Source organism: Bacillus sp. LK2 (assembly GCF_001043575.1).
GTDB classification, from domain to species: domain Bacteria; phylum Bacillota; class Bacilli; order Bacillales; family Bacillaceae_G; genus Bacillus_A; species Bacillus_A paramycoides.
In genome coordinates, this window is record NZ_LDUK01000021.1 from 292,372 (window position 1) to 317,282 (window position 24,911).

At 36.2% G+C, this 24,911-nt stretch carries 24 protein-coding genes, 1 pseudogene and 1 riboswitch; of the genes and pseudogenes, 8 read left to right on the forward strand and 17 right to left on the reverse strand.

Features of this window, described 5'->3' with window-relative positions; genetic code table 11:
- Window positions 1-54: 54 nt before the first annotated feature.
- A complete protein-coding gene (gene cpdB / locus VK90_RS16450) occupies window positions 55-2,385 on the reverse strand; it encodes a bifunctional 2',3'-cyclic-nucleotide 2'-phosphodiesterase/3'-nucleotidase (RefSeq protein WP_048374125.1) in 2,331 nt (776 codons plus the stop codon).
- A 271-nt stretch (window positions 2,386-2,656) separates the two neighbouring features.
- Between cpdB and VK90_RS16455 the strand changes: the two genes are divergently transcribed.
- Together VK90_RS16455 and VK90_RS16460 are read left to right on the forward strand one after the other, a co-directional pair.
- The gene (locus VK90_RS16455) at window positions 2,657-3,436 is read left to right on the forward strand and encodes a GDSL-type esterase/lipase family protein (protein WP_048374126.1); all 780 of its coding nucleotides are present in this window, start codon (window positions 2,657-2,659) and stop codon (window positions 3,434-3,436) included.
- 72 nt (window positions 3,437-3,508) lie between these two features.
- Complete coding sequence (locus VK90_RS16460; protein WP_002173352.1) at window positions 3,509-3,955, forward strand: MarR family winged helix-turn-helix transcriptional regulator; 447 nt, start codon at window positions 3,509-3,511, stop codon at window positions 3,953-3,955.
- 24 nt (window positions 3,956-3,979) lie between these two features.
- On the opposite strand, the gene VK90_RS16465 is transcribed toward VK90_RS16460, so the two are convergent.
- From VK90_RS16465 to argC, 7 genes are all read right to left on the reverse strand, one after another.
- A complete protein-coding gene (locus VK90_RS16465; RefSeq protein ID WP_048374127.1) occupies window positions 3,980-4,177 on the reverse strand; it encodes a hypothetical protein in 198 nt (65 codons plus the stop codon).
- A 58-nt stretch (window positions 4,178-4,235) separates the two neighbouring features.
- Entirely contained in the window at window positions 4,236-4,787 is a 552-nt protein-coding gene (locus VK90_RS16470) for a DUF2062 domain-containing protein (protein ID WP_025150106.1), read from the reverse strand.
- 150 nt (window positions 4,788-4,937) lie between these two features.
- Window positions 4,938-5,888, reverse strand: a complete 951-nt coding sequence (argF, locus tag VK90_RS16475) for an ornithine carbamoyltransferase (protein ID WP_048374128.1) — start codon at window positions 5,886-5,888, stop codon at window positions 4,938-4,940.
- Window positions 5,889-5,900: 12 nt separating this feature from the next.
- Window positions 5,901-7,061, reverse strand: a complete 1,161-nt coding sequence (locus tag VK90_RS16480; RefSeq protein WP_048374129.1) for an acetylornithine transaminase — start codon at window positions 7,059-7,061, stop codon at window positions 5,901-5,903.
- Window positions 7,058-7,825, reverse strand: a complete 768-nt coding sequence (gene argB / locus VK90_RS16485; RefSeq protein WP_048374130.1) for an acetylglutamate kinase — start codon at window positions 7,823-7,825, stop codon at window positions 7,058-7,060. The genes VK90_RS16480 and argB overlap by 4 nt, the downstream gene beginning before the upstream one ends.
- 11 nt (window positions 7,826-7,836) lie before the next feature.
- Window positions 7,837-9,066: a bifunctional glutamate N-acetyltransferase/amino-acid acetyltransferase ArgJ gene (gene argJ / locus VK90_RS16490; RefSeq protein WP_048374131.1), complete on the reverse strand. Its 1,230-nt coding sequence runs from the start codon at window positions 9,064-9,066 to the stop codon at window positions 7,837-7,839.
- Between the two features lie 10 nt (window positions 9,067-9,076).
- Window positions 9,077-10,114, reverse strand: a complete 1,038-nt coding sequence (gene argC / locus VK90_RS16495; RefSeq protein WP_048374132.1) for an N-acetyl-gamma-glutamyl-phosphate reductase — start codon at window positions 10,112-10,114, stop codon at window positions 9,077-9,079.
- 224 nt (window positions 10,115-10,338) lie between these two features.
- On the opposite strand from argC, the gene VK90_RS16500 reads away from it, so the two are divergent.
- Complete coding sequence (locus tag VK90_RS16500) at window positions 10,339-10,524, forward strand: YqzH family protein (RefSeq protein ID WP_002145860.1); 186 nt, start codon at window positions 10,339-10,341, stop codon at window positions 10,522-10,524.
- 30 nt (window positions 10,525-10,554) lie between these two features.
- Here VK90_RS16500 and VK90_RS16505 read toward each other — a convergent pair whose 3' ends face one another.
- Together VK90_RS16505 and VK90_RS16510 are read right to left on the reverse strand one after the other, a co-directional pair.
- Window positions 10,555-11,349, reverse strand: coding sequence for an SDR family oxidoreductase (locus VK90_RS16505; RefSeq protein WP_048374133.1), 795 nt, complete (start codon window positions 11,347-11,349; stop codon window positions 10,555-10,557).
- Between the two features lie 9 nt (window positions 11,350-11,358).
- Complete coding sequence (locus VK90_RS16510; protein ID WP_002173369.1) at window positions 11,359-12,312, reverse strand: MBL fold metallo-hydrolase; 954 nt, start codon at window positions 12,310-12,312, stop codon at window positions 11,359-11,361.
- Window positions 12,313-12,478: 166 nt separating this feature from the next.
- Here VK90_RS16510 and proI point away from each other — a divergent pair, with 166 nt between their 5' ends.
- Window positions 12,479-13,318, forward strand: coding sequence for a pyrroline-5-carboxylate reductase ProI (proI, locus tag VK90_RS16515; protein ID WP_048374134.1), 840 nt, complete (start codon window positions 12,479-12,481; stop codon window positions 13,316-13,318).
- Between the two features lie 47 nt (window positions 13,319-13,365).
- Here proI and sdaAA read toward each other — a convergent pair whose 3' ends face one another.
- From sdaAA to rnz, 4 genes and pseudogenes are all read right to left on the reverse strand, one after another.
- Window positions 13,366-14,244 (reverse strand): L-serine ammonia-lyase, iron-sulfur-dependent, subunit alpha, encoded by an 879-nt coding sequence (gene sdaAA / locus VK90_RS16520; RefSeq protein ID WP_025150097.1) that lies wholly within the window; start codon window positions 14,242-14,244, stop codon window positions 13,366-13,368.
- Window positions 14,245-14,262: 18 nt separating this feature from the next.
- The gene (sdaAB, locus tag VK90_RS16525; RefSeq protein ID WP_002173372.1) at window positions 14,263-14,922 is read right to left on the reverse strand and encodes an L-serine ammonia-lyase, iron-sulfur-dependent subunit beta; all 660 of its coding nucleotides are present in this window, start codon (window positions 14,920-14,922) and stop codon (window positions 14,263-14,265) included.
- A gap of 41 nt (window positions 14,923-14,963) precedes the next feature.
- Window positions 14,964-15,313, reverse strand: a pseudogene (locus tag VK90_RS28785) (PTS sugar transporter subunit IIC); the annotation flags it as partial.
- A 367-nt stretch (window positions 15,314-15,680) separates the two neighbouring features.
- Entirely contained in the window at window positions 15,681-16,604 is a 924-nt protein-coding gene (rnz, locus tag VK90_RS16535; RefSeq protein WP_048374135.1) for a ribonuclease Z, read from the reverse strand.
- Between the two features lie 189 nt (window positions 16,605-16,793).
- Here rnz and VK90_RS16540 point away from each other — a divergent pair, with 189 nt between their 5' ends.
- The 3 genes from VK90_RS16540 (at window position 16,794) to VK90_RS16550 (ending at window position 21,225) form a co-directional block, all read left to right on the forward strand.
- On the forward strand, window positions 16,794-17,045 hold the full coding sequence (locus VK90_RS16540) for a DUF3932 family protein (RefSeq protein ID WP_002173374.1): 252 nt from the start codon (window positions 16,794-16,796) through the stop codon (window positions 17,043-17,045).
- Between the two features lie 198 nt (window positions 17,046-17,243).
- A riboswitch (M-box (ykoK) riboswitch) is annotated at window positions 17,244-17,411 on the forward strand.
- Between the two features lie 330 nt (window positions 17,412-17,741).
- Window positions 17,742-20,447, forward strand: coding sequence for a magnesium-translocating P-type ATPase (mgtA, locus tag VK90_RS16545; protein WP_048374136.1), 2,706 nt, complete (start codon window positions 17,742-17,744; stop codon window positions 20,445-20,447).
- A 76-nt stretch (window positions 20,448-20,523) separates the two neighbouring features.
- Complete coding sequence (locus tag VK90_RS16550; RefSeq protein ID WP_048374137.1) at window positions 20,524-21,225, forward strand: MgtC/SapB family protein; 702 nt, start codon at window positions 20,524-20,526, stop codon at window positions 21,223-21,225.
- A 236-nt stretch (window positions 21,226-21,461) separates the two neighbouring features.
- On the opposite strand, the gene VK90_RS16555 is transcribed toward VK90_RS16550, so the two are convergent.
- The gene (locus tag VK90_RS16555; protein WP_025150092.1) at window positions 21,462-22,700 is read right to left on the reverse strand and encodes a DNA polymerase IV; all 1,239 of its coding nucleotides are present in this window, start codon (window positions 22,698-22,700) and stop codon (window positions 21,462-21,464) included.
- A gap of 142 nt (window positions 22,701-22,842) precedes the next feature.
- Between VK90_RS16555 and VK90_RS28790 the strand changes: the two genes are divergently transcribed.
- Window positions 22,843-23,049, forward strand: coding sequence for a hypothetical protein (locus tag VK90_RS28790; RefSeq protein ID WP_082147948.1), 207 nt, complete (start codon window positions 22,843-22,845; stop codon window positions 23,047-23,049).
- Window positions 23,050-23,096: 47 nt separating this feature from the next.
- On the opposite strand, the gene VK90_RS16560 is transcribed toward VK90_RS28790, so the two are convergent.
- Both VK90_RS16560 and VK90_RS16565 read right to left on the reverse strand, forming a co-directional pair.
- Window positions 23,097-24,215 carry a tripeptidase T gene (locus VK90_RS16560; protein ID WP_048374138.1) on the reverse strand — a complete coding sequence of 373 codons (1,119 nt, stop codon included), beginning with the start codon at window positions 24,213-24,215 and terminating at the stop codon, window positions 23,097-23,099.
- Window positions 24,216-24,342: 127 nt separating this feature from the next.
- Window positions 24,343-24,888, reverse strand: a complete 546-nt coding sequence (locus VK90_RS16565; RefSeq protein ID WP_025150091.1) for a GNAT family N-acetyltransferase — start codon at window positions 24,886-24,888, stop codon at window positions 24,343-24,345.
- Window positions 24,889-24,911 lie beyond the last annotated feature (23 nt).

Consider the following 24,911-nt stretch of genomic DNA (forward strand, 5'->3'; position numbering starts at 1 on the left):
ACACATAAAAAAGGATTACCGTAATCGGTAATCCTTTTCTCATACAATACTTTACTATTTACTTGCTTTCTTTCTTCTAAATAACATAAGTAATCCCGCTCCAACAAACGCAAGACCAGCTCCAATTGTAGAAGCAACACTTGCACCTGTTTTCGGTAAATCATGTTCATCTTTTTCAGCTTCTTTATTTTCACTTACAGTTGTTGTTGTTTCTTTTGTATTTTGACTTTCCGTTGTAGTTTGTCCAGATCCAGTGTTGTTTCCTTCTTGTTTTGGTTCATTACCATTATTGCCTTCTTCTGTTGATGGTGTTGTTGGTTTTTCTCCATTACCTCCATCACCTGTTGGCGGTGTCGTTGGTTTTTCTCCATTACCTCCATCACCTGTTGGTGGTGTCGTTGGTTTTTCTCCATCATCATTCTTCTTCGTTATATCAATTGCATATTTAGCAAATTCATTTTCAGATGGTCCAACATATGATATTTTCCCATCTTTCTTTATATACTTTTGTGCATTTGGTGAAGAATCAAATGTTGTATTTAATTTATCTGCAATAATCGGTTTGAACGCCCAATTTTGATCTGCCGCTGGATCAATAACTGGTGTTTCTTGCATATACTTCACAATGATTTGACGTGTTTCATCTTGTGATTGGTATACAACCTCCCCTTTACTTACACCAGGGAACGTTTGGCTACTTCCACGATAGTTATTTGTCGCTACGATGAACTCTTGATCGTCAGCTACAGGCTTACCTTCATACGTCATATTTACAATACGATTCGTATTTGCATTTACAACTTTTCCATCTTTGTCGTATTTCGCTGGTTGCGTCACATCAATTTCGTATTTTAAACCATCTAAAATATCAAAGTTATATGTAGGATAGTTTACATTTACTAATGGCTGTTCTTCTGTTTTCTTTGGATCGATTTGATTAAACTGACCAGCAGACATTTCAAGCCATTCTTTTACCTGTGCTCCATTTACTTTCACAGCATATAATGTATTTGGATATACATATAAATCTGCAACGTTTTTAATCGCTAAAGTTCCAGCCGGAATATCAGTATAGTATGTAGCACCGTTTCGGCCACCTGCTTTAAATGGTGCTCCTGCAGATAAAACTGGAATTCCCTTATATTTACTATATTGTCCATTTTCAGCAAATAACTTTTCTACATACCATTTTTGGGCATTCGTCACAAGTTGTACAGAAGGATCATCTTGTACTAGTGAAAAATAACTATTAATTGGTGCTGTCGTTTTACCTACAGGTGTATTAACATAGTTAATTGTTGCTTCATGATCATCTTTAATTTCATTAACTAATTTTTGATCTGATTCTACTAATGCGTTTCCTTTACCATCAGCAATCGGACGAAGTTGTGGCTTAGATTGATCTTTTTGCACTTCCCATTTTCCGTTTACCTTTTTCAATTGCATATCAATAATACCTAAGTTACTGCCAAAAACGCCAGGCATTACAACCGGAACACCATTAAATATATCCTTCACTTCAGTATGTGAATGTCCCATTAATACTGCATCTACACCAGAAACTTCAGTTAAATAAAACGATGCATTTTCCATTCCAACGTTGTATCCACTCTTATCAACACCTGAATGAGCTAATGCAACGATAACGTCTGCACCTTCTGCTTTCATTTTCGGTACCATTTTCTTCGCTGTTTGAACAATATCTTTCGCTTTTACTTTTCCTTCTAAATTCGCTTTATCCCAGTTCATAACTTGAGGTGGAACAAATCCCATTACACCAATTTTCACTTTTTGTTTTTCACCTGATTCATCCACTACTTCTTTCTCAAAAATATGATATGGTTTAAAATAATTTTCATCGTTCGCTTCATTATTATCATGATCATCTTTATAAACATTCGAGTTAATAACTGGGAACTTCGTTTTACTAATCACTTTGTTTAAATAATCTAAACCGTAGTTGAATTCATGATTCCCAAGAGAGATGACGTCATACTTCATTAAATTCATTAAACGATATAATGGATGTACATAACTTGGATCAACAGGATTCTTCGGATCATTTATTTTATTCGCCACATAATCCCCAAGCGGCGTCCCTTGTAATGCATCCCCATCATCAAATAGGACAGAGTTCTTCGCTTCTTCACGCGCTTTATTAACAAGCGTTGCAGTTTGCACGAGACCTACTTTATTATCTGTTTTCGTTTGATAATAATCATAATTCATTAAGTTAACGTGAATATCTGATGTTTCTAAAATTCGTAAGTTAACTGTACTCTCCCCAGTTTTTTCCTCTGCATGAGCTGTTGTTGGCAATACTTGCGGCGCTATAACACCAATAGCAAGAGTTGCTCCAGCTAGCATTTTTTTTGACTTTCTCACAAAAAATCCCCCTTATACAATTACCCCAAAATAATGAAATGAATCTCCATCAGTCCCTAACCACATACTTTTTTCTTCTATTAGAGCGACGATTTTCACCTTATCTGACATTATCATATCTAAACTTCTTTCATATCGTCAATATTTTTTGACACACTTCTACAAATTTCCTGTAAAGTTATTGTGAAGTTTTCATAAATATATAATATGCCCTTACATTGCTTATACTGCTGAATATGATACAATTACCAATTACAAGGAGGATGAATTTATGAGAAAAGTCATCTTAACAATTGTTTGTCTCCTCCTTCTAATCATTTCTTATTCTAATTTTGAAAAGAACGATGAGACAAAACAAAAAGAAATTAAAGAAAAAACAGAAAAACCATCTGCTCCAAGTTGGATTGATAAACAAACGAACGACTCCTTTTATCACCTCGTATTAGGTGATTCACTCGCCAAAGGATATGGATCTACACAGGGGGGATTTGCCGAATTAGCTTCCAGACAACTGGAAGAACAAATTCATAAACCAATTACAGTAGAAAATCTTGGTGTAAATGGCCTTACTACGGATCGTCTCGCTAAAAAAGTTCAGTCCGAAGAAGTTCAACAAAAAATTAGGGAAGCGAATATCATTACTATTAATATTGGAGGAAATAATTTATTTCGCTTAAATCGTGATGTAGGTGTTATAGATGGTATTAAAATGCTAAATAAAGAAAAAGCTCGTTTCGAAACGGATGTAAAAAACATTGTAAAGACAGTTCGAGATCAAAATCCGAATGCTTTACTCATTCTCTCTGAACTCTATAACCCTTTACAACTCGATGACTCCATCGCAAGTTATGCAGATATGTTTTTAGATGGTTGGAATGATTCTGTTCATGCTATTTCAAAAGCGAATCAACCATCTATCGTTTTACCGATTCGCAAATTAATATCGAACGATAAAAAAGATTTACTATTTGACCAAGTACACCCAAATGATAACGGCTATGCGATTATTGCCAATACATTTACAAAGCAAGTGTTATCCTACAAATATTAAGGCGACCATGAAACAATTCTATTTTTATACCTTGTCTTTTTTGTTACAATGATAGTGGAAGGGGGCCTTTACATGGAATCACGCGAGTGGGAACGTATCGTTGATCATCTGCTTTCGCTAGTGCCTCTTTTTTATCGCAAATTTATGCTTCCTGGAGAATTTTCTTCTCAAAGACATATGCCGCCATCACATACACAGGTGTTACTGCTTTTGCATGAAAATGGTACATTAGCAGTTTCAGAAATTGGCAAGCGGCTAGCGATATCACGGCCTAACATGACCCCTCTATTGAACAAACTCATTCAAGAAGAACTAATAGAGCGTCATTATAGCGAAAAAGATCGACGGGTCATTTTAATTTCCCTAACAGCTGAAGGGAAATTGCTAGTAGGTCAGTATCAGCAATTCATTTTAGACAAACTAAAAGAAAATTTCCAAACATTATCTGAGGAAGAGCGCGAAAAGCTCATTTATTCTCTTCAAACCATTCAAAATTTAATTTTGAAAACAAACGTATAAAGCTGCTTCTAAATAGAAGCAGCTTTATGATTCGTAATAATTACCATAATAAACATTTGAATACGGCCATGTCATTAAATATGGCTTTCGCTCTTGCGTATTCTGTTGTTGAGGTTGTTGTAATTGCTGCGGTTGTTGATACACTCCAAATTGTCTTCGCATATCATGTACCGGATAATATGTTGGATACGAGTATACTTGAGGTACGTAATAATAATACATTCATTCTCTCCCCCTTTTTCTTAAACATATTCAACGGAGAAAATGAATGTGACATTCTTTATATTTGTACAAGTGGTTCTCTCACTCGTTTCTTTCTTTTCTTCAAACGTAACTTACGATTCTTTTCATATAAATAATGCACAACGAAATATGAAATTACCCCAAACACAACTCCTATTATCGTCATACCAATCAATACATACACTTCACTCTGTAACAAGCTCTTTAACATTGTGAAAATATGGCTCGAAAACAAATCTGATATCGTAAATGGTTCATGATGTATTTTCTTTACATGAAATGGATAAATCGTTTTCCCTAACGCGTAAGCAAATGGAAATAAAAATACTGGGAGAAACGATATTTTCCCAATAATATTGCCAATGACTGCGGCTGGAAAAGATCCCTTTGCCAACCTGACAATTGGATAAAATATTAAATATACGAGCGATGCCGTATAAATTACTAACATTTCTAAACCAAATCCAATAGCAAAGCCTAACGACACTTTCTTTGCTCCTTCTGGCGATCGCAGTAACTTATAATATTGAAACTTTAATATTCTCCACATCCGTTGAAAAAACGAATATGTCTTCTTAGTTGTTTTCACAATTATCATCTCTTTAACTATATTTTTTCTATCTAGTATGTCCCTACATAATATGAAAAACAAAATTAATTTTCTCTTTTTATTATAAATGATATAGAGATAATTAACCAAATATACATCCGACATTTCAATAAAAAAAAACCTTCCTTTTTAGGAAGGTTTTCCAGTATTTTGAAACAAACTCACTAATAATGCTTTTTGCGCATGCAATCGATTACCAGCTTGCTCAAAGACAACAGACTGTGGCCCATCTATAATGTCCCCTGTTACTTCTTCCTCACGATGGGCAGGTAAACAGTGTAAGAAACGATATGTTTCCTTCGCATGCATAACAAGTTCTTTATTGATTTGGTAAGGTTGAAATAAAGTATATTTCTCTTCTTCTCCCTCTTGCCCCATACTCATCCAAACGTCAGTATAAATAAAATCCGCTCCGCTTACCGCTAATTCAGGATTATGCAAAATTTCAATTTCAGACCCTGTTTCAGCTGCAATCGCTAATGCTTTTTTTACAATTTCTTCATTCGGTTCATACCCTACGGGAGTTGCAACAGTCATATTCATTCCGACTTTTGCACTCGCTAACAATAGCGAATGACATACATTATTTCCATCACCTACATAAGCTAATTTAATCCCTTTAAACGCATGAACTTCTTCATATATCGTCATTAAATCTGCCAATGCTTGGCAAGGATGATGATCATCCGTTAAACCGTTAATAACTGGAATACTGGACTCTTTCGCAAGCTCTTCTACATCTGCATGCGAGAATGTACGTATCATAATTCCATCAATATAATGAGATAGTACTTTCGCAGTATCTGACACCGTTTCTCCTCTGCCAATTTGCATCTCTTTTCCACTTAAAAACATTCCATGTCCTCCAAGCTGTACCATCCCTGCTTCAAAAGAAACGCGAGTACGAGTTGAATGTTTATCAAAAATGAGACCTAATATTTTTCCTTGTAATAAAGGCTCCTGCTTATTCTTTTTTAAATATATAGCAAATTCAATTAAAGAAATGATTTCTTCTTGCGTTAATTCCTCTAGTGTTAAAAGATTTTTCGTATTTAATTTTGGTACTTGTACAGTTGACATGAAATTTCCCCCTTATATGATTGATGCATTTTTTGTACAAACTATCTTTTTTATCATACATACCGCTTGTTCTAGCTCTTCATTCGTTACAATAAGTGGCGGTAATAGTCTTATAACATTAGGCCCTGCTTGTAATACGAGAAGTCCTTCTTCTTCTAGTTGTTCTATAAAACTTGCAACTTCATGCTTACACTCAATCCCAATCATAAGCCCCTTACCACGTATATTTTGAATACATTCGACATGTCGTAATTCCTCTCGCAACTTCTCTAATACGTACTCGCCCTTTTCCTTTACTTCTTTTAAAAACGATGGTTCCTTACTTACTTGCAATACTTCTTTCGCTGCAGCCATTGCAATATAATTCCCACCAAACGTTGAACCGTGTGATCCTGCAGTAAACGACGTTCCAAGTTCTTTCCGGCCAATCATCGCTCCAACGGGAATGCCATTTCCAAGAGCCTTAGCAGTGGTAACGATATCAGGATCTATTCCCATTTGTTCGTAAGCAAATAGTGTTCCTGTTCTTCCGATCCCTGTTTGTACTTCGTCTATAATAAATAATGAACCGAACTTATTACATAATGTTTCAATCGCTTTCAAAAAAGATAGATCAGCAGGTATTACTCCTCCCTCTCCTTGAACAACTTCTACCATTACCGCCGCAACTTCTTCATTCATTACTTCCTCTAACGCCTTAATATCGTTAAAAGGGGTATGTAAAAAAGACGGAAGTAGTGGACCAAATCCTTCTTTCACTTTATTTTGCCCCGTCGCACTCATCGTTCCGAATGTTCTACCGTGAAAAGATTGCTCACATGTTACGACGAGAGATTTTCCAGTATGCTTACGGGCTAACTTCAAAGCAGCTTCATTCGCCTCTGCTCCGCTATTACAGAAAAACACATAATCTAATGCTATATTTTCTGTTAATGATGACGCGACTTCTTCTTGTAAGCTGTTTGTAAACAGGTTAGATATATGCCATATATCATCAAGTTGCTCTTGTACAGCTTTCATAACAGTAGGGTGACAATGTCCTAAATTACATACGCCAATTCCCGACGTAAAATCTAAATACTGGTTACCATTTTTATCAATAACTTTCGTTCCATTCCCCTTTAGAAACTCAATTTTTCTTCTTCCATACGTCTGAAAAAGATGGCTTGTCATACGATACTCACTCCTTTTGTTACCGTAGTTCCAATACACTCTCCTGTGCCCCCAGTAAAATCCTTTGTACCATTTACGATACTTACCTTTTGCACTCCCATTTTTAAAGATGTAAGTGCCGCCTGTACTTTCGGAATCATCCCGCCTGTAATAACTCCTTTTTCTATAAAAGTAACAATTTCAGATTCGTCCGTTTTCTTTACCAATTTTCCTTCATGTAATATTCCATCTACATCCGTAATAAAAATGAGTTCTTTTGCGGATAATGCGACCGCAATCCCAGCTGCAGCGGTATCAGCATTTATGTTATAAATCTCATTATCATTTATCCCGATTGGAGCAATAACAGGAATATAATTCATATTTATTAATCCTTTTAATAAGGCTGTTTCTACATAACTTACTTCTCCCACATATCCTATCCCTTCGCTGGCAGGTTGAACTTGAAGTAAATTACCGTCACACCCTGAACAACCTACCGCAAGTAAATTATGCTTTTGTAAATTCATTACAAACTTTTTATTCGTACTTCCGCATAGCACCATTTGAACAACATCCATAACCTCTTTCGGCGTTACTCGTAATCCATCTTTCTTTTCTACCTTGATATTATAGTCTTCTAACTTAGCATCAATTTCTGGGCCACCGCCATGGACAATCACTACCTTATACTTCTGTTGCAATTTCTTTATGCACTCAAAAAACGCACTATTTAATCGATTCAACATGCTACCGCCGCATTTAACTACAATATAATCACTCATCTTCTCTCTCCTTATGTACGATAACAAGCGTTTATTTTCACATATTCATAACTTAAGTCGCAGCCCCAAGCCGATCCCGTTTCTTCTCCTAAATGTAAATACACATCAATAATAATTTCATGTTCTTGTAATTTCTTTTTCATTCCCTCTGCAGAAAACATTTGAGGTTCACTATTTTTTAACACATTGATAGATTGAAGGGTGATATCAATTGTATTTGGATTAATAGCTACTTCACTTTGGCCAATACTACTAATTATTCGCCCCCAATTTGGGTCTTCACCGTATATTGCTGTTTTCACAAGACTCGAACCGACAATTTGCTTTGCGATTTTCTTTGCTTCTTCGCTTGTTCGAGCCCCTAGCACATTTACTTCTATTAACTTCGTAGCCCCTTCACCATCTTGCGCAATTTTTTTTGCTAAATCTTCACATACCTTTTGTAAAGCAAATACGAAAGTTTCCCACTCTTTATGTTCCATACTTATTGGCTTCGTTTCTGATAATCCACTTGCCATAACGATGACCATATCATTCGTAGAAGTATCTCCGTCCACCGTAATTTGATTAAATGTATGATTCGTAATTTGTGATAGTGCTGTTTGTAATACGTCATGCTCTATATTAGCGTCTGTTGTAATAAAACTAAGCATCGTTGCCATATTGGGATGAACCATCCCAGAACCTTTTGCGACCCCAGCAATTGTTACTTCTTTTCCGTCAATTATCATCTCATAGCAAGATTCTTTCGTCATAAGATCCGTCGTTAAAATCGCTTCACAAAAAGAATGAGCTTCACTTACTTCCTTTGTTGGTACAAGTGATTCAATTCCCTCTCGAATTATATCCATCGGTAAAGGTACTCCAATTACACCTGTTGAAGCGACCGCGACGTAATTCGTTTTTACTCCAAAGTGTTCAGCTCCTAATGTTCGCATCTCGTAAGCATCTTGCAATCCTTTCATTCCCGTACAAGCATTTGCATTTCCACTATTAACGACGATTACTTGTAATTTCCCTTCCGCCGCTATACTATCTTTCGTTACTTGCAACGGCGCTGCTTGCATTTGATTTGTTGTATAAACAGCGGCACACGATGCTGGCACTTCACAAATGATTGCACCTATATCCTTTTTCTCCTTTTTCAAACCATTTGCAGTACCAATTGCCGAAAAGCCTTTCGGAGTGACAATTGAACCATTTTCTAATTTATTAATATTAATGGACGATTCTTTAATCATAATTTCCCCCTTATGGATAAAGCGGTATATGCTGTAAACCCGTTGCCTCTTCCAATCCCGCTAATATATTTGCATTTTGAATCGCTTGCCCCGCTGCACCTTTCATCATATTATCTATAACAGAAACTACTGTAATTCTTTCTGTTCTTTCATCGTAGGCTAACCCAATATCACAATAATTTGAGCCTCTTACTTCTTTCGGGCTTGGGAATTTTCCTTGAGAACGAATTCGAACGAAAGCTGAGTTGTGATACGTTTCTTCATACAACTTTTGAAGTTGTTGCATTTTGATTTTTTGTTTTACTTTTGCATAGAGTGTAACCATAATTCCTCGTGATATCGGTATTAAATGTGTACTAAATGTAATTGGCTTCGCTTCATCATTCCATTCTATAAGCATTTGCTCAATCTCAGGAACGTGCTGATGCTTATTTACTTTATAAATGTGAAAATTATCGTATAGTTCTGGAAAGTGAGTCATTGTTGTTGGTGTTTTTCCCGCTCCTGATACTCCTGACTTTGCATCTATAATAATTGAATCTTCTTCAACTATCCCGTTTTGCATTAACGGCGCTACCGCTAGCAATGTCGCTGTTGCAAAACATCCCGGATTTGCAATTAATTCAGCGCACCTAACCTCTTCCCTTTTCCATTCGCTTAATCCATACACTGCTTTTCTGAGAATCTCTCCCTTTGCAGCTGGCCGCTTATACCACATTTCATATAGCGAAGGATCTACCATACGAAAGTCACCCGATAAATCAATTACTTTTAAACCTACTTCTAATAATTTTGGTGTGAGCTCCACAGATACTCCCGCGGGCGTTGCTAAAAATACAATCTCCGCTACCTTCCTTATTTCATCCACATCAATTTCTTGCAACTTATGAACGAGAACACTCCGCAAATGCGGATATGCATTCGCTATACATTCACCAACTTGCGAAAAGGAGTGGAGAGATGCTATTGAGAAGTAGGGGTGTTGCTCTAATAACCTAATTAATTCAATACCTCCATATCCAGTTGCTCCAATAATTGCGACTTTCATATGCTCCTCCTTCAATCGATTCTTTAAATTAAGTATGATTATAATATTGTATATTTATAGAGTCAATTAAATATTTATTGATTTTACAAACTTTAAAAACTTAATTTTACTAGAAAAACAATATACGCAGATGAATTTTTATACAAAAATTATGTATGGTAGTATTTTTATTTCACTTCAAGTACAATAAAACAATACATGTATACATATGGGCGGGGAAAAACATGAATGAAAAATTAATTGAGAAAATGATTACAAAAAGTTTTCGGCAATATCAATGTAATCCTGTTTCAAAAGAGGATCAGGAAATGTTAATTAAACATATTCAAACGATAATTCATTCAAATACTGAAATTGATGTGTACGAGGCGGTTGAAGATATCGTTTACGATTATGTGACCGGAAAATAAAAAAATAGGAGATTTCCATATGGAAATCTCCTATTTTTTACTTAATGATTTACCTGCAACACGTTCAAATACCCCCGGGAATAATGCATAGAGCTTCGGCCCAATTCCCATCCACTTCGGCAAGTTTACTTCACGTTTTTTCGTTTGCATCGCCTTTACGATTTGTTCTGCTACATATGTTGGTTTTAACATGTAACGTCCCATATTTTTTACATATGTACCTGATTGATCGGCTATTTCAAAAAAGTTCGTATCTATCGGTCCCGGGTTAATTGCTGTTACATACACATTTGTGTTAGATAACTCCATACGTAAACTATTCGTAAATCCTAATACAGCGTGTTTTGTTGCTGCATAAGCACTCGACTTCGGAGTTGCTATTTTTCCAGCCAATGAAGCAATATTAATAATTTGTCCTTCGTTCCTTGTTACCATATAAGGTAATACTGCTTTCGTACAAGCTACTAATCCAAATACATTTACTTGAAACATATCCTTTACTTCATCCATTGACGCATCTTCAAATGTTTTAAAAATACCAAATCCCGCATTGTTTACCAATATATCAATACGTCCTACTTCTTGTAATACCTTTGAAAAAACTGATTGTACTTTCGTTTCTTCACTTACATCTAATACATAGTAATAGCAAGGCGTATTATAAGTTGCTTTAATTTTTTCTGCTAATGCTTGTAGTTTCTCTTCTGTTCGAGCCATTAATACTGGAGTCGCTCCTTGCTCCGCAACCTGCATTGCGACTTGCTCTCCAATTCCACTAGAAGCACCTGTAATGACGATTACTTTTTCTTGTAAACGTCCCGTCATTGCTGTCACCTACTTTGCATAATAAATCAATTGTTGCGAAGATTCATCAATCATCACTTGTTGATTATATGCTAAAAAGTCTAATTGTCCAACAGTTTCTGAGATAGTAAGTGGCAATTGTTCTTTATATAATACCGGAAATAATTTTACACATACTTCAAATGCTGTCATTGGCTTTTCTTTTAATAACTCAAGCACTTTAAACGCTCGTGTTTCTTGCTTTTGTAACCTCGTTTCAATAAGTTGTTTCACATTCAAAACATCTTCCCCATGTCCTGATAAAATACGTGAAATATTCATCTCACTTAAACGTTTTAACGTTTGATTGTACTGCAATAATGGACGTGCTCTTTCTGTTTGCCCTTCATATGGTGGTTCTAATATTGGATTAGAAGAAATATGACTAATGAGCGCATCCCCACCAATTAATATTCCATCAGATTCTCTATATAATGAAATATGAGTAGAAGCATGACCTGGCGTTTCAATCACTGTAAATCCAGGTAACGAATCTATACGATCTCCCTCTCTCACAGTGTGTGTTAACGATCTATTACAAGAATATTTAAGTGTCTTCGTCGTCAATAGTGCCTCATCATTCAAAAATGCTGCTGGAACTCCGAACTGTAGTGCTGTCTCTTTAAAAAATTCATGATACCGCTTTAAAAACTCGGCATTCTGCGTAATCCATGGTTCATTCCATGGATGTCCGATAATATTTACTTTTTCAGAAAATGTATTTAAAAGTCCACAATGATCCGCATGGTGATGCGTAATCACTACCGTTTCAATATCTTCTATCTTATATCCTAATACATCTAAATGACTTTCTAGTGCCTTCTTTGCCTCTTCTGTATTTGTCCCTGTATCAATTAACGTTAATGTTTCTCCCTCAACTAAAAACACATTCACTGTCTCAACTGCAAATGGAACAGGAATCTCCATTCGATGAATCGCCGTCATGCTTAGCCCCCCCTGTTTCTTTCCGGTTCAAAAATGAATACCTCTTCAGTTTACAACTTCTCCACAAATTTGTCATTATTTTCAGATAAAAAGAGGTGTTTCCCATAAAAAAACGAATGTATGTACATTTATAAGCATTTCTAACCAAATTTAAAGGAGGAACATCATGTCTATTCAAAATATTTCCTTTCTCGGTGCAGGCTCTATTGCCGAAGCAATTATTGGTGGTTTATTAGACGCAAATGTTGTCAAAGGGGAACATATTACTGTAAGTAATCGTTCTAACGAGACACGATTACAGGAGTTACATAAAAAATACGGGACTAAAGGTACACATAACAAAAAAGAATTACTTACTGATGCAAATATTCTTTTTCTAGCTATGAAGCCAAAAGATGTCGCAGAAGCGATTATCCCTCTTAAAGAACATATAAATAACAACCTGCTTATTATCTCGTTATTGGCAGGTGTTTCTACCCATTCAATTAGAAACCTACTTCAAAAAGACATTCCGATTATTCGTGCAATGCCAAATACATCTGCGGCTATTTTAAAATCTGCTACCGCCATCTCACCTTCAGAACATGCAACGGAAGAACATATTCGCACTGCAACAGCTTTATTTGAGACGATTGGCCTCGTCTCTGTTGTAGAGGAAGAAGATATGCATGCTGTCACTGCATTATCCGGAAGCGGACCAGCTTATATTTATTACGTAGTGGAAGCAATGGAAGAAGCTGCAAAAAAAATTGGTCTGAAAGAAGATGTTGCAAAATCACTTATTCTTCAAACGATGATTGGTGCTGCTGAAATGCTAAAAGCAAGTGAAAAACACCCTTCTATTTTGCGAAAAGAAATTACTTCTCCTGGCGGAACTACCGAAGCAGGAATTGAAGTATTACGGGAGCATAATTTTCAACAAGCACTAGTTTCATGTATTACACAAGCGACGAAACGATCACATGATCTCGGAAAAACATTAGAACAAATCACAAACGAAAAATAGAAAACGGAGCTCAACTTTATTTGAGCTCCGTTTTCTCATAATTATTCTTAATTATTACTCTTCCCAAAGATCTCTTCTTGCAGACGACGACCTGTCGGTGTTGCTGCAAGTCCACCTTCAGCTGTTTCACGAAGTGCTACTGGCATCGTTTGTCCGATTCTAAACATCGCCTCAATTACTTCGTCACATGGAATTGTGCTAGTTACACCAGCTAATGATAAATCAGCTGAAATCATGGCATTTGAAGCACCTGCTGCATTCCGTTTTACACAAGGTACTTCTACAAGCCCTGCAACAGGATCACATACTAAACCAAGCATGTTCTTTAAAGAAATCGCCATCGCTGTAGCTGCTTGATCTGGTGTTCCACCAGCCATCTCAACTGCGGCTGCGGCTGCCATTCCACTCGCTGAACCTACTTCAGCTTGGCAACCTCCTGCCGCACCAGAAATACAAGCATTATTCGCAACAACCATACCGAAAGCTCCTGCTGTAAATAAAAATTCAATCATTTCTTCACGTGTAGGCTGTAATTTTTCTTTAAGTGCAAACAGTACGCCTGGCACTGTTCCAGCTGATCCTGCTGTTGGTGTTGCACAAATGATTCCCATCGCCGCATTTACTTCATTTGTCGCAACAGCTTTACTCACTGCGTCCAAAATTGTATCCCCGGATAAGCCTTTTCCACTCTGCATATACGCTTGAACTTTCACAGCATCCCCGCCAGTTAAACCAGTCGGTGATTTTACACCACGAATACCGCGTTCTACTGCTTGTTCCATCACGACTAAGTTCTTTTCCATTCCGGCAATTACTTCTTCACGTGATATACTTCTTGTTTCCATTTCACACTGAATCATAATTTCTGCGATTTTTACATTTTGTTCTTTAGCTTGCGCCACTAGTTCCGCTGCGTTCCGAAACATGATGTGTCCCCCCTGCAATTAATCCATAATAGTTACTTGACAAATATTTTGTTGCCCATTTATTTCTTCAATCACTTCGTCTGCTAATAATTCATCTGTTTCAATGACCATAAGCGCTCTTCTTCCTTTTTCTTTACGAGAAACACTCATTGTACTAATGTTAATCTCATGTTTTGCAAGGATTGAAGCTACAGCTGCAATAGCACCAAAGCGATCGTTATTTACAATAAGCAGCGCTGGACTCGTTCCTGATAATTGAAGATCGAATCCGTTTAATTCTACAACTTCGATCTTACCGCCACCGATTGAGCAAGCAACAACTTCGATTTCCTCTTCTCCTTTATACAGACGAATTTTCGCTGTATTAGGATGTGGAGCATTTGCATCTTCTTCAATGAATTCCACTTCAATTCCGCGTTCTTTTGCAATGTCTAACGCACTTGGAATACGTAAATCATCTGTTTCAAATCCTAGTATTCCACCGATTAACGCTACATCCGTACCGTGACCACGGTATGTTTTTGCAAATGAACCATATAATGAAATGCTAACTCTCTCTGGCTCATGACGAAACAGCTGACGAGCAACTTGCCCCATTCTTGCAGCGCCTGCTGTATGTGAACTTGATGGACCAATCATAACCGGACCAATAATATCAAACACTGAGCGATACTTCATCATAACTCCCCCTAAAACTCTATGAAAAGATTATTTTCTACTATTAAAAATGATATGAGATAACCAGCAATAAAGCCTGGTAGCAAACCAAATTTTAACACAGAAGCCCCTACAAGCATAGCATAAACAGGTGATACACCCATTGCTAATGCAACTAAAGTTGCACCAGCTACTCCGCCCAGACTACCTGCTGATTGTCCAACCTCTTTTAAGAATGGTATACCAATCAAATCTCCACCAACGTATAATTGAAAAGCTTCAACTAAGAAACTTGCAACGGCCGCATTTGCTAAAGCTCCATTGCTTTCATACCATTTGACGCTTTAAAACTAAAGAGTGAAAAAAGACTTAGTACAAATAATAGTAATACCGTTCCCTTAATAATCTCTATGATGCCCTCTCCCTTTTTAGTCAATTTCGTTTGTTACGAAAAATGGCTAAAACGCACGCTGTAACTTACGATAAATTATAATGTGCCCTCATTATAGCTTGTTTTTTATAAAACGCTTACTTTTATTGAATTTTAAAATTTCTGAACAAAAATCTATTTCCCTTGTTTGTATTAGTTGTATATAAGCGTGCTTATATAACAGTTTGTCTAAATAATCGGTATTATGTATTGTTATCCTATATATTCAAACCATTACAAAACTCTGTATTATTCCATATAAACATGAAATGATAACAGTTTGAGTAAAAAAAAATTATCATAAATAAAAAAAATGGCAAACGTACGTTACCATTTTTTTACGAAAATATTACTTCTCTACTGGGAATGATTTTAAATCCATCGCTATTTCTGTATTAGAAAATAACTCCCGTGCCTCTTTCAATAATTCCTTATATGTATCTCCTTGATAACGCGAACTAATATGAGTCAATATTAATCGCTTCACATTTGCCTTAAGTGCGATACTCGCAGCTTGCTTTGTTGTGGAATGGAAATAATCATGCGCCTGTTGCTCATCTTCTGCTGCAAAAGTTGCTTCATGAACAAGTACATCAGCATCTTGCGCAAGCTCTTTACTCGCTTCGCAATATCGTGTATCGCCTAAAATTGTAATAACTCTCCCTTTTTGAGGTGGACCGATAAAATCTTTTCCACTTAGTACAGTACCGTTCTCTAATTCAACTACTTCACCATCTTTTAAGCGTTTAAAAATCGGACCAGGTTTCACGCCAATTTCCAGCAGCTTATCCACTAAAAGAGCTCCCTGTATATCTTTTTCTACAATACGATATCCGAAACATTCAATTCCATGTGATAACCTTTTTGTTTCTACATAGAATTCATTATCGTCAAACACAATGCCTTCTTCTGTAATCTCAACGATTTCAAGTGGATATTTTACATGTGTCGTACTTACCGATAACGCTACTTCAATAAATTGTTTAATTCCTTTCGGTCCATACACCGTTAACGGCGTTGTTCCTCCTTGGAAAGAACGGCTCCCTAATAAACCCGGCAAGCCAAAAATATGATCTCCATGTAAATGCGTAATAAAAATTTTTTCAATGCGTCGTGGGCGCACAGATGTATGTAAAATTTGATGCTGAGTCGCTTCACCACAGTCAAATAGCCACGTTTGCCCTCGTTCTTCTAACAATTGTAGGGCGATTGCTGAAACGTTCCTTCCTTTTGAAGGAACACCTGCACCAGTTCCTAAAAATACAAATTCCACTTTCTTTCCTCCAGCTCTTTATATAATCTACTCTTCATCTTACGGAATGTTATTTCAAATGGCAAATTGAATTTACATAACCAATCATCTAGACAACTATATAACACGAACATTGGAAATAAAAAACTTAACAATCGTTCGTGTTTTGTAGTAATATAACTATATCACATATAAAGGGAGCGTTTTATTATGAAAGAAGTATTTCGTTTACAAACTGATTTTTCATCTTCATTTGATCGCTGGGTAAGTTCTTTCGTTTCTGATCACCCAGCACAACTAGAATGGACGACTTTAAAAGAATTAATTCATGAATATACAACATCACATACAAATGAGACGTTACCAACATATATTTCTTCAGCTTTAACATATTACGCACAACGCATTGCAACAACAAACAGCTCAGAAATTGTTATTTTTGAAAATCCTACAATCTCATAATCTATAATAAAAAGCACTGTAATCAGTGCTTTTTATTTATATCCATTAAAGTATTTATTCCCCACCTTATTTCCAAAAAAACACCTCTTATTTCCTACTATATAGCCATCATGAATCTATTTGATTTTTCAAAAAAAAGAGACAAAAAAGATATTGACACTACAAATTTACAGTGCTAATATTCAACTTGTAATTGAATATGGTCTCTGTTAGGTGAGGCTCCTGTATAGAGAAACGCTGCTGCCCAAAAATGTCGAGAGACGCCAATGGGTCAACAGGAAAGGTCGGAATGAAGGCCTTTCTTAACGTAGCTGGTTTCAGTACCTATGCTATACAGTGCTAAAACTCAACGAGGGAGAGGTGCGTATGTTTTGTCATACACAAAAACTGTTTTTATCTATGTTTAATAACAGTCTTTGTTGTTGACTCTTTTTAACTGCGAATTCAGGCCTTTACTCGTTTTGAGTAAAGGCCTTTTTTATATCTTTATGCACCTTACTATGAAACAAACATAGCATATTTAGAAACTACTAATTGTACGGAGGTGAGGAACAGTGGCAAGTGATGATTCGGCCCAGATACCCATATGTTTTACGTTAATATTTCATCATGTAGGTAGGAAAGAAGCTGTTCCTCCCTGTTTAATATAGTCGAGTAACAGATTGTTTCCTCCTTCATGAAAAGGAGGAACTACCAATGTTAAATTTACAAAGACAAGAAACGAAGCATGCTTACGATCAAGATAGCATGAAAACAAATAACGAATTATTAGTGGAAGTTGCAACGCAAGATGTAAACTCAGCGTTAAAACTTCTAGACACAACACAAGATGGACTCTCTAAACAAGAAGCGTCTCGTAGACTTTCTTTATATGGTCCGAACGAAATTGCTCATAATAAAACATTGCCATGGTATATTCAATTTCTGCTGGCATTTAAAAACCCATTTATTTTTGTTTTGTTAGCTCTTGGAGCACTCTCTTTTTTCACAGATGACATAAAAGGAACAATTGTCGTATCTGTGATGGTACTACTAAGTGCAACGATTCGTTTTTTTCAAGAATTTCGTTCTCAAAAAGCTGCAGATAAGTTAAAAGCTATGGTTCGAACAACTGCAAGCGTCTCTAGAATAAATGGATTTATACACGAAACAAAAAACGTAATGAATTTAAATCGTAACCATACAACGGAAATCCCAATTGAAGAACTTGTACCTGGTGATATCATTTCACTTTCAGCTGGTGATATCGTTCCAGCTGATGTGCGTATCTTATCGGCTAAAGATTTATTTGTAAATCAGTCTTCCTTAACAGGCGAGGCACTTCCGGTAGAAAAATATGAAAACTGCTATCATACGGAAAATAAACATATATTACCGAAAAACATGAAAAAAAATTACAATCCACTCGATATGGAAAACCTTTGCTTCATGGGTACAAATATTGTTAGCGGTAGCGCAAAAGCTATTGTCGTTTCAACAAGTACGGATACGTATTTCGGCTCTTTGGCAAAAAAGGTTATCGGAAAACGTGCAGAAACAAGCTTTGATAAAGGCGTAAACAAAGTAAGTTGGCTCTTAATCACATTCATGCTTATTATGGCACCTATTGTCCTTCTCATTAATGGATTCACAAAAGGAGATTGGCAAGAAGCTTTCTTCTTTGCTATTGCCGTTGCAGTTGGTCTTACACCTGAAATGTTACCAATGATTGTAACTGCTAATTTAGCTAAAGGTGCCGTTAACATGTCTAAGCAAAAAGTAATTGTAAAACAGCTAAACTCTATTCAAAACTTAGGTGCTATGAACATCCTTTGTACAGATAAAACTGGAACTTTAACAGAAGATAAAGTTGTCCTTGTTCGTCATTTAGATCCTAATGGAAATGAATGTAATCGCGTCTTACAATTTGCATATTTAAATAGCTTCTATCAAACTGGATTGAAAAATTTAATAGATAAAGCTGTCATTGAACATACAGAGGAAAACCATAAATTTGATCCATCAGCTTTTCAAAAACTAGATGAAATTCCATTTGATTTTGCTCGCCGTCGTATGTCTGTCATCGTGAAAGAGATTTCAGGTGAACATACAATGGTTTGTAAAGGTGCCGTAGAAGAAATCTTATCAATTTGCAACTACACTGAAGTGGATGGGCAAATTGTCCCTCTTACTGAAGAAGTGAGAGAAAATGTAAAACACCTTAGCGAAACTTTAAATAGTGAAGGAATGCGTGTCATCGCTGTAGCATACAAGAAAGATAACAAACCTGATTATAAAGCTTATGCAGTACAAGATGAATCCGCTATGATTCTTACTGGATATATCGGCTTTTTAGATCCACCAAAACCATCTGCTGCTTCTGCAATTCAAGCATTGCATAAACACGGCGTACAAGTGAAAATCTTAACTGGCGATAACGAAATTGTTACAAAAAAAGTTTGCAAGGAAGTTGGATTAAATATAGGGGAGCCTGTCCTCGGTTACGAAATTGATTCTTTACCAGATAAAGCATTAGCAAAACTAGCAGAAGAAACAACAGTGTTCGCAAAACTAAATCCAATGCAAAAATCTCGCATCATTCGCGTATTACAAGGAAATGGTCATACTGTAGGTTATATGGGGGATGGTATTAACGATGCCGTTGCACTACGTGATGCTGACGTTGGGATATCTGTTGATACTGCTACTGATATTGCAAAAGAATCTTCCGATATTATCCTACTTGAAAAAAGTTTAACTATATTAGAAGCAGGCATTTTAGAAGGTCGCACTACGTTCGGCAATATTTTAAAATATATAAAAATGACAGCTAGCTCTAATTTTGGAAATGTATTTAGTGTATTAGTGGCAAGTGCTTTCATTCCATTTTTACCGATGCTTGCAATTCATCTATTAATTCAAAACCTACTTTACGATTTTTCTCAACTTTCTATTCCATGGGATAAGATGGATAAAGAATTTTTAGAAAAACCAAGAAAATGGGATACTGCAAACTTACGTAATTTCATTATTTGTATCGGCCCAATTAGCTCTATATTCGATATTATCACATACGTTGTCATGTGGAATGTATTCGGTGCAAATACACCTGGAGAACAATCGCTATTCCAATCTGGTTGGTTTGTCGTTGGGTTACTAACGCAAACATTAATTGTTCACATGATCAGAACACAGAAGATTCCATTCATTCAAAGTACTGCATCAATACCAGTTCTCTTATTAACTGCTTGTATTATGGCAATTGGTATCTACATTCCGTTCTCACCACTTGGTGCAGCAGTTGGTTTACAAGCATTACCACTAAGCTACTTCCCATGGTTAATAGGAATATTATTAGGTTATGCTTTCTTAACACAATTCCTGAAAAAACTTTATATTAAAAAGTTTCATAGCTGGTTGTAAAAATAAGAATGAGTGGGTATTTCTCACTCATTCTTAAAAAATATACCATGTACTTAAATGTATGGAGGTGACCATGATGGTATGGTATGACATCGTATTAAGATTATTTATAGCAATTATTGTAGGAGCTTGCATCGGAATGGAAAGACAATGGAGACATCGAATGGCCGGGCTACGGACAAATGCTCTCGTATCACTTGGTGCCTGTATATTTGTTTTATTATCCGTCATGCTTGATCATGAAGCTAGCCCATCACGTATCGCTGCTCAAGTTGTGAGTGGTATTGGCTTTTTAGGGGGCGGTGTTATTATTCGTGACGGTTTTAGTATTAGAGGGTTAAATACAGCGGCAACTTTATGGTGTGCAGCTGCTGTAGGTACTCTTACAGGCGCTGGCTTCCTCGTTGCAGCTATGCTAGGTGCAGCCGGCGTCTTACTAGCAAATATACTACTACGCCCAATCGCTCTATTTATGAATAATAAATCAAAAGAAGATGTACCCGAGCAAACAAACTACTTACTTTCTCTTACTTGTTCAGAAGAAAATGAAGCACATATTCGTTTTCTTCTCATGCACATGGTAAGTTCAGAAGGTATCGGTTTAAAAGAATTGTACAGTGAAGACGTTGATTCTAACAAAAAAGTATCTATACAAGCTACATTACATTGCAATACAAATGCAGCTGTCTTAATCGAAAAAATAGTAAGTAGAATGCTTTTAGAATCTGGTGTTACTGCCGCTGGCTGGAAAACCTCACTAGATTTAGAAGCAAGTTAAATCATAAAGGTGTCATGAATATAAAAGAAGGTTTTATATTCATGACACCTTCTACATACACCCATTTTTTATTTTCAAGTTATTAGCAACTGCTTGGAATAACTTAAAGTAATCCATACTCGTTCGATCTTTTTGTTTTAACTTGGCATGGGGCTGAAAAAGGTTCTGACCGCTTCTTCTCATGGCCGGATTCTCTTTTCCATCTAAAAAAGAAGGTTTTATATTCATAGCACCTTCTACATAAATTTATTTTCTAGTTTTTGCTGAAACGACTTCTCTTGCTTACGTAATAATTGACTACCTCGCTGTAAAAGAGGTGTTCCATACTTATCATTAATCTGATCAATAACAGCAAGTAGCGGCTCTTCTTTCGCATCTTCTTCGAATGAAAACAAATCTAACTGTTTGACCGAATCTGTCTTCCACTCCAATTCAGTAGCTGTAACACCTAATAAACGAATGGAATCACCATCCCAATGTTGTTTCAACAAACGTGATGCAGCTTGAAATATATCACGTTCTTCCCAAATTGCATTTTTCAATTGTTTGCTTCGTGTTACCGTCCGCCTATCATGGTATTTAATCATAATTTGGATATTATAGCTGACAAGAGTTCGCTTTTGTAGTCTATTACTCACTGAGCCCGACAGTCGCCCTAACATATCAAGCAATTCTTTCTCTTCATCCATATCCTTTGAGAAAGTCATCGAATTTCCAACACTTTTATGTTGTCCCATTTGATTCGGATCAACATCCCTATCATCCATACCTTTTGCACGCTTTTGTAAATCAACACCGTGCTTTCCAATTTTAGCGCGAATGATATGCTCGTCTCCTTTTGCTAACTGTCCAATTGTATTTATATGAATATCTTTTAGTTTTTCAGCTGTTTTCTCTCCAATTCCGTGCATCGCTTCAACTGGTCGTGGCCAAATGACTTCTGGGATATCACGTTTTCTAAGCACTGTAATACCAAGTGGCTTTTTCATATCAGAAGCAGTCTTTGCTAAGAAAAGATTTGGAGCAATACCAATGCTACACGGAAGCTGTAACTCTGTTAATAACGCTTGTTGAATCATCTTTGCTATTTCAAGCGGCGAACCTAGCACATAGCAATCTGTAATATCTAAATACCCTTCATCTATAGAAACTGGTTGTATCTTTTCTGTAAAACGGGAAAGGATTTGAAACATTTGAAATGAGGCTTCGCGATATAATGTAAAATTAGGACGCCTTACAACTAGTTGCGGACATAATCGCTTTGCTTCCCAAAGGGGCATCGTCGTACGTATTCCATAATCTCTCGCTTCATAACTACATGTTATGATAATCCCTTTTCTCTCTTTTTCATTCCCGGCAATCGCTAATGGCTTTCCTTTTAATGGTGGATCATGGGCAATTTCAACAGATGCGAAAAAACAATTCATATCTACATGTAAAATAACACGACCATTTTTCGGATACATTTCTCGCATAATACCACCCTCCTCCAAGAACATTCGTTCCTTCATTATACCAAATTCATGTACAATATAATAATTACTTATTCTTTTTCATCTTTATTTTTGCTATACTTTATGAAAGAAATGGATTTTATTGTAAAGGAAGTGGATTGTTATGAAACAACACAATAAACTCAATAATGTATTTATTTTCATTATTATAATCCTTGCAATTAATTATTTGTTACTTCCCCTTTTTAACATCAACATTCATGTTTTAGGAATCTTCTCTCATTTCATACGCTTTGTAACAACTTATATATTGCCATGGCTCTTCTTATACTGGCTTATCCGCCTTGTAAAAGCACTTGAATCAAAATAAAAAAAGACGTGTAAACCATAGTTGGTTCACACGTCTTTTTTACTTTATTACTTCGCTACTTCTTCAATAATAGCTACAACTAATTCTGCTGTTTTCGCTAATTCTTCAACAGGAATTTTTTCATTTGTTGTATGAATTTCTTCATAACCAACTGCCAAGTTAACTGTTGGGATACCATGTCCGGCGATTACGTTCGCATCACTTCCTCCACCACTTTGGTGAAGAGAAGGTGTACGACCGATGTTTTCAGCTGCACGTTTCGCTACTTCTACAACGTGATCGCCATCAGCGAATTTAAATCCTGGATACATAACCTTTACTTCAACATCTGCTTGACCGCCCATTTCTTTTGCAGTTGTTTCAAATGCTTCTTTCATTTTTGCAACTTGTGCTTCCATTTTCTCATTTATTAAAGAACGAGCTTCTGCAAAGATTTGAACATGATCGCAAACGATATTTGTTTGTGTACCACCTTCAAAACGTCCAATATTTGCAGTTGTTTCAGAATCGATACGGCCAAGTGGCATCTTTGCAATCGCTTTTGCTGCGATAGTAATTGCAGATACACCTTTTTCTGGGGCTACGCCAGCGTGAGCTGTTTTCCCACGAATGATAGCATTCACTTTCGCTTGTGTTGGTGCTGCAACTACGATTTCCCCAACTTTTCCATCGCTATCTAATGCATAACCATATTTTGCTGTAATGCGCTCTCGGTCTAATGCTTTTGCACCAACAAGACCAGATTCTTCTCCAACTGTAATAATAAATTCAATTTTACCGTGAGGAATGTTTTTCTCTTTTAAAACACGAATTGCTTCAAACATAGATGCTAATCCAGCTTTATCATCCGCTCCTAAAATTGTAGTACCATCTGATACGATATATCCATCTTTAATAGAAGGCTTAATTCCATTACCAGGAACTACTGTATCCATATGAGAAGTGAAATAAATTGTATCAACACCATCTTTTGTTGCTGGTAAAGTACAAATTAAGTTACCTGCACCGTGACCAGTCACACCCATTGTATCATCTTCAAATACTTCTACACCTAAAGAAGTAAATTTCTTTGTTAACACTTTGCAAATTTCTGCTTCAAATTTCGTTTCAGAATCTACCTGTACTAACTCCATAAATTCATTTACTAAACGTTCTTGATTAATCATAAGACTGCGCCTCCTGCACTACCATTATGTATGTAACAATATTAATTATAACAGAATTTCGCAAAAGTTTCGAAATACAAGACAAAAAACAGATGGTTCACACATCTAGATACCCATCTGCTTTCTATTACTCGTTTAATAGCACCCAACGCATATGATCTTCCCAAACTCCATTTACCATCAACATTTTGCGAGATACGCCTTCATATTGAAACCCTATCTTTGTCACTACTTGTATAGATGCTAAGTTTCGTGGCATAATCGGTGCTTCTATACGGTGTAAATGAAATTCTTCAAAGGTAACTTGAATTGCTTTTCTAAGCGCTTCTGTTGTATAACCTTTATTCAGTTCTTCCTTATCTAATTTATAACCAAGTACACAAGATTGATAAATTCCACGAACAATTAGATTAAATGAAATACACCCAATAACTTTCGTATCATCGCCCTTTTTAAAAATCCATAATCGAATGATTTTACCTTCCGCGAACTCTCTTCTATCCTTTTGTAACCTTTTCTTTTGATAGTCTAACGTAAAAAAATCATCTGGTCTATATTCTTCCCACGCCTTTAAAAACTCACGATTTCTGTCGTAATATTGAAGAACTTTTTCTGCATACGACTCATCAATTTCCCTTAAATGTAAGCGATCTGTTTCGTATATTTTCATCATCGTATCTCCATTCTTCAGCTTGC

What these genes read in the sequence shown, in the direction of transcription:
- VK90_RS16500 (WP_002145860.1), top strand. Translation starts at nt 10,339, where the DNA reads ATGAATGAAAAATTAATTGAGAAAATGATTACAAAAAGTTTTCGGCAA.
- argB (WP_048374130.1), bottom strand. Translation starts at nt 7,825, where the DNA reads ATGAGTGATTATATTGTAGTTAAATGCGGCGGTAGCATGTTGAATCGA.
- VK90_RS16560 (WP_048374138.1), bottom strand. Translation starts at nt 24,215, where the DNA reads ATGATTAATCAAGAACGTTTAGTAAATGAATTTATGGAGTTAGTACAG.
- sdaAB (WP_002173372.1), bottom strand. Translation starts at nt 14,922, where the DNA reads ATGAAGTATCGCTCAGTGTTTGATATTATTGGTCCGGTTATGATTGGT.
- argJ (WP_048374131.1), bottom strand. Translation starts at nt 9,066, where the DNA reads ATGATTAAAGAATCGTCCATTAATATTAATAAATTAGAAAATGGTTCA.
- VK90_RS16505 (WP_048374133.1), bottom strand. Translation starts at nt 11,349, where the DNA reads ATGACGGGACGTTTACAAGAAAAAGTAATCGTCATTACAGGTGCTTCT.
- argC (WP_048374132.1), bottom strand. Translation starts at nt 10,114, where the DNA reads ATGAAAGTCGCAATTATTGGAGCAACTGGATATGGAGGTATTGAATTA.
- VK90_RS28790 (WP_082147948.1), top strand. Translation starts at nt 22,843, where the DNA reads ATGAAACAACACAATAAACTCAATAATGTATTTATTTTCATTATTATA.
- VK90_RS16460 (WP_002173352.1), top strand. Translation starts at nt 3,509, where the DNA reads ATGGAATCACGCGAGTGGGAACGTATCGTTGATCATCTGCTTTCGCTA.
- VK90_RS16540 (WP_002173374.1), top strand. Translation starts at nt 16,794, where the DNA reads ATGAAAGAAGTATTTCGTTTACAAACTGATTTTTCATCTTCATTTGAT.
- proI (WP_048374134.1), top strand. Translation starts at nt 12,479, where the DNA reads ATGTCTATTCAAAATATTTCCTTTCTCGGTGCAGGCTCTATTGCCGAA.
- VK90_RS16465 (WP_048374127.1), bottom strand. Translation starts at nt 4,177, where the DNA reads ATGTATTATTATTACGTACCTCAAGTATACTCGTATCCAACATATTAT.
- VK90_RS16550 (WP_048374137.1), top strand. Translation starts at nt 20,524, where the DNA reads ATGGTATGGTATGACATCGTATTAAGATTATTTATAGCAATTATTGTA.
- sdaAA (WP_025150097.1), bottom strand. Translation starts at nt 14,244, where the DNA reads ATGTTTCGGAACGCAGCGGAACTAGTGGCGCAAGCTAAAGAACAAAAT.
- VK90_RS16480 (WP_048374129.1), bottom strand. Translation starts at nt 7,061, where the DNA reads ATGACAAGCCATCTTTTTCAGACGTATGGAAGAAGAAAAATTGAGTTT.
- VK90_RS16510 (WP_002173369.1), bottom strand. Translation starts at nt 12,312, where the DNA reads ATGACGGCGATTCATCGAATGGAGATTCCTGTTCCATTTGCAGTTGAG.
- VK90_RS16565 (WP_025150091.1), bottom strand. Translation starts at nt 24,888, where the DNA reads ATGATGAAAATATACGAAACAGATCGCTTACATTTAAGGGAAATTGAT.
- mgtA (WP_048374136.1), top strand. Translation starts at nt 17,742, where the DNA reads ATGTTAAATTTACAAAGACAAGAAACGAAGCATGCTTACGATCAAGAT.
- argF (WP_048374128.1), bottom strand. Translation starts at nt 5,888, where the DNA reads ATGTCAACTGTACAAGTACCAAAATTAAATACGAAAAATCTTTTAACA.
- VK90_RS16555 (WP_025150092.1), bottom strand. Translation starts at nt 22,700, where the DNA reads ATGCGAGAAATGTATCCGAAAAATGGTCGTGTTATTTTACATGTAGAT.
- VK90_RS16455 (WP_048374126.1), top strand. Translation starts at nt 2,657, where the DNA reads ATGAGAAAAGTCATCTTAACAATTGTTTGTCTCCTCCTTCTAATCATT.